Annotated in this window: 4 protein-coding genes; all 4 read right to left on the reverse strand. The window is 62.1% G+C overall.

Annotated elements, in window-relative coordinates; translation table 11 throughout:
* Positions 1-48 precede the first annotated feature (48 nt).
* Positions 49-555: a sigma-70 family RNA polymerase sigma factor gene (locus GHO41_RS28855; RefSeq protein ID WP_048370828.1), complete on the reverse strand. Its 507-nt coding sequence runs from the start codon at positions 553-555 to the stop codon at positions 49-51.
* 191 nt (positions 556-746) lie between these two features.
* Positions 747-1,856, reverse strand: coding sequence for an LLM class flavin-dependent oxidoreductase (locus GHO41_RS28860; protein ID WP_153435312.1), 1,110 nt, complete (start codon positions 1,854-1,856; stop codon positions 747-749).
* A 16-nt stretch (positions 1,857-1,872) separates the two neighbouring features.
* Complete coding sequence (locus GHO41_RS28865) at positions 1,873-2,703, reverse strand: sulfurtransferase (protein WP_153435313.1); 831 nt, start codon at positions 2,701-2,703, stop codon at positions 1,873-1,875.
* Between the two features lie 101 nt (positions 2,704-2,804).
* A partial coding sequence (locus GHO41_RS28870; protein ID WP_178126609.1) for a hydroxyethylthiazole kinase occupies positions 2,805-3,070 on the reverse strand: 266 nt, incomplete at its 5' end.

Here is a 3,070-nt window from a genome sequence, read left to right on the forward strand (position 1 = left end):
GCAGCCAGTCCACCGCCGCGCGGTTGGCCTCATCGGCCTGACGGGCGCTCATGCCTGCGGGGTGTTCAGGCAGTGCAAAAATGCCCGGCGCAGGTCGCGCTCGACCGTGGCCAGGGAAATGCCCATGGCGTGGGCGATCTGCGGCTGCGTCAGCCCGTCAAGGCGGTGCAACAAAAAACAATGGCGGGCGCGGTTCGGCAGGCCATCGAGCAACTGATCGATCAGTTCCAGCGCTTCACGCACCAGCGCCATGTCTTCTTCAGATGGCATGAACTCGGGCTCAAGGCCCGCCAGTTCTTCGTGATAGGCGCGCTCCAGCATGCGTCGGCGAAACACGTTGTTGAGCAGGTTACGGGCGATGGTGGTGAGAAACGCCCGTGGCTCCTGCAACGCCGTGAGCTGGCGCGAGGTAAGGGCGCGCACGAACGTGTCCTGCGTCAGGTCGGCGGCATCATGCGGGCAATTCAACTGGCGATAGAGCCACGCACGCAACCAGCGATGATGATCGCTGTACAAGTCGGTCAGGACAGATCGGGAATCGCCGGGGCTGAGCACGTGCACACCTGAAATGAATGGTAACTAATCTCATTATCTTTTGTGCTTGCGTGAAAAAGCAATTGCCGGCTGTACATCTTTGTAGGACTGGTTTGATGTGGGAGCGGGCTTGCTCGCGATGGCATCGCCACGGTTGATCTGAAAAACCGCATTGCCTGCATCGCGAGCAAGCCCGCTCCCACAGGGGGTATTCAACCGATCTCGTTCAGCTTCGGTATCAGCAGCTCGGCCACGTGTTTTGCCTCGTCAATCAGCGGCCAGCCCGACAGGATCAGCGCGCTCAGCCCGGCCTGTTGGTGATACGCCTCGACGTTCTGCGCAATGGCGTCTGCGTCGCCGACCAGATACGCCGCCGATGAGCCGGTGCCGAAGATGTCCAGCGACGACCAGGCGCTCATCCCGGCAAACAGGCTGTTTTCCAGGCGCAGCGACGCCAGCGGCGGCAGTTGCCCCTTGAGGATGTAATCCACCCATTCCTGGCGCTGCGCATCCGGGGCGCGGTAGCTGGCCAGGGTTTGTTCGCCCTTGCTGCGCCGGGCCACCACTTCTTCGAGTTTGCTGCGCAGCAGGTCGACGCCGGTGGTTTCGAACAGGGCATAAAAGGCCTTTTCAGCCTCGGAGCGGGTCTTGCGCACGGTCACGCTGGCCAGCGCGCCCATGTCGGCAAAGGTACGGCCCTGGCTATGGGCCGAAGCGCGGGCGGCGTCGAAGCGGTCCTTAATGATCGAGATCTCGCGCAGCATCAGCAGGTACACATCGACCACTTTGCCCGCGTGTTCAACACCGGCCTGGGACTCACCCGTGCCCCACAGCGGCACGCCGCCCGCTTGCGCAGGTTCCAGGCTGAAACGGGTATTGGGGAACAGCGACGGATTACCCGCCAGATAGTGCTCCTGAAATGCCTTCCAGTAATGTTCGGCGCTTTTATAGCGGTCGTCGTGACCGGCGGTGAGGTTGTAGGTTTTGGCCCGTTCTTCGCGGCCATTAATGTGGTTGAACAGCAAACGCCCGCCGCTGAGTTTTTCAAAGGTCAGGGCTTGTTCGGCCAGCAACTTGGGTGAGGTCATGCCGGCGTAGGCGGCCACCAGAAAACGCATTTTCTGGGTAAAGCCCACCACCGAAGTGGCAGACACCAGCGGGTCGTTGGGCCATGTGGCCACCAGCGCGCCATAAAAACCGCCCTGGTCGATGGTCTCGGCCAGTCGGCGGTAGCGGTCGAAATCCACCGGATAGATACCGTTTTCCATCCAGGGGTAATGACCGTCGGCCATGCTGAGGTACCACAGTGCTTTAATTGCCATCAGTCGTGTTCCTGATTCAAGGGTTCGAATTCGGTTCGAGGTCCATCGCCAATGCCGGATCAGCCGACCACTCGCACAGCGAGCCGTCGTAAACGCTCACGTGTTCAACGCCCACCAGCGCCAGGGCCAGGGCAAAACCCGCCGCCGTGATGCCGCTGCCGCAATACAGCACCCACTCAATCTGCGGGCGTTCGATAAACGGCTGCAACGTTGCCAGCAGCGCGGGGCGCGGGATAAAGGTGTGGGTGTGCGGGTCGATCAGCTCGATATACGGCAGGTTGAGGCTGGTCGGGATATGGCCGGGGCGTGCGTATTTGCTTTCTTCGCCGCGAAACACCGGGCGGCGCAGCACGTTGAGCAAACGGGCGTTGTGTTGCCCGGCCACTACCTGCTGTACAAACGCGCGATCGACGAAATACCCCGGTGTATCCACCGCCGTGAAGTCACCGGGGCTGTTGGCTTCGGCCGTGGTGTCCAGTGCCAGCCCGCGAGCGAGCCAGGCGCGCAAGCCGCCCTCCAGCACAAACACCTGGCTGTGGCCGAAGCTTTTCAGCAGCCACCAGACCCGTGCGGCCCAGATCCCGTTTTCGCGGTCGTAGATCACCACCTTGCGCTGATGGCTCACCCCCAGCGCACGCATCGCCGTGGTGAAGGCCTGGGCATCGGGCCGTGTATAAGGGAACGGCGCCGACGGGTCCGATAACTGATTGGCCAGATCGGCCAAGCGCGCCCCCGGCAAGTGGCCAGCGGCAAAAGACTCGCGCAACCCTGTGGCACTGGCTTCCAGCACGGTCCAGTGATCGGGTTGGGCCAACAGCTCATCAATGCTGAGTAACGGGCGGGTCATATACCTGTCCTGAAAAGCCAAAAACCCTGTAGGAGCGAGCTTGCCTCGCGATCTTTTGATCGTTAAAAGATCGCGAGCAAGCTCGCTCCTACAGCTCGTGTTTACAGCGGCGAGGCCTCAAACCGGGCCTTGGCGCGGATCAGCTCGGCATCCACCGCATCCAGCCCGTCGATAAACGCCGTGGCAAACGAGCCGGGCCCTTTGGCTGTGGCTTCGGCCAGTTCGGCGGCCAGGGCAAAGTGCACATGGGCGCTTACCAGCGCGGTCAGGTAATCGCTGGCCACGGCGGTGTAGGCCGCCACCAGCGCACCCAGCGAGCAACCCGACGCGGTCACTTTGGGCAACCAGGCGCTGCCACCGGCAATTT

Origin of the sequence: Pseudomonas sp. FSL R10-0399 (genome assembly GCF_009600165.1) — a bacterium.
Taxonomy (GTDB): domain Bacteria; phylum Pseudomonadota; class Gammaproteobacteria; order Pseudomonadales; family Pseudomonadaceae; genus Aquipseudomonas; species Aquipseudomonas helleri.

What these genes read in the sequence shown, in the direction of transcription:
- GHO41_RS28860 (WP_153435312.1), bottom strand. Translation starts at nt 1,856, where the DNA reads ATGGCAATTAAAGCACTGTGGTACCTCAGCATGGCCGACGGTCATTAC.
- GHO41_RS28865 (WP_153435313.1), bottom strand. Translation starts at nt 2,703, where the DNA reads ATGACCCGCCCGTTACTCAGCATTGATGAGCTGTTGGCCCAACCCGAT.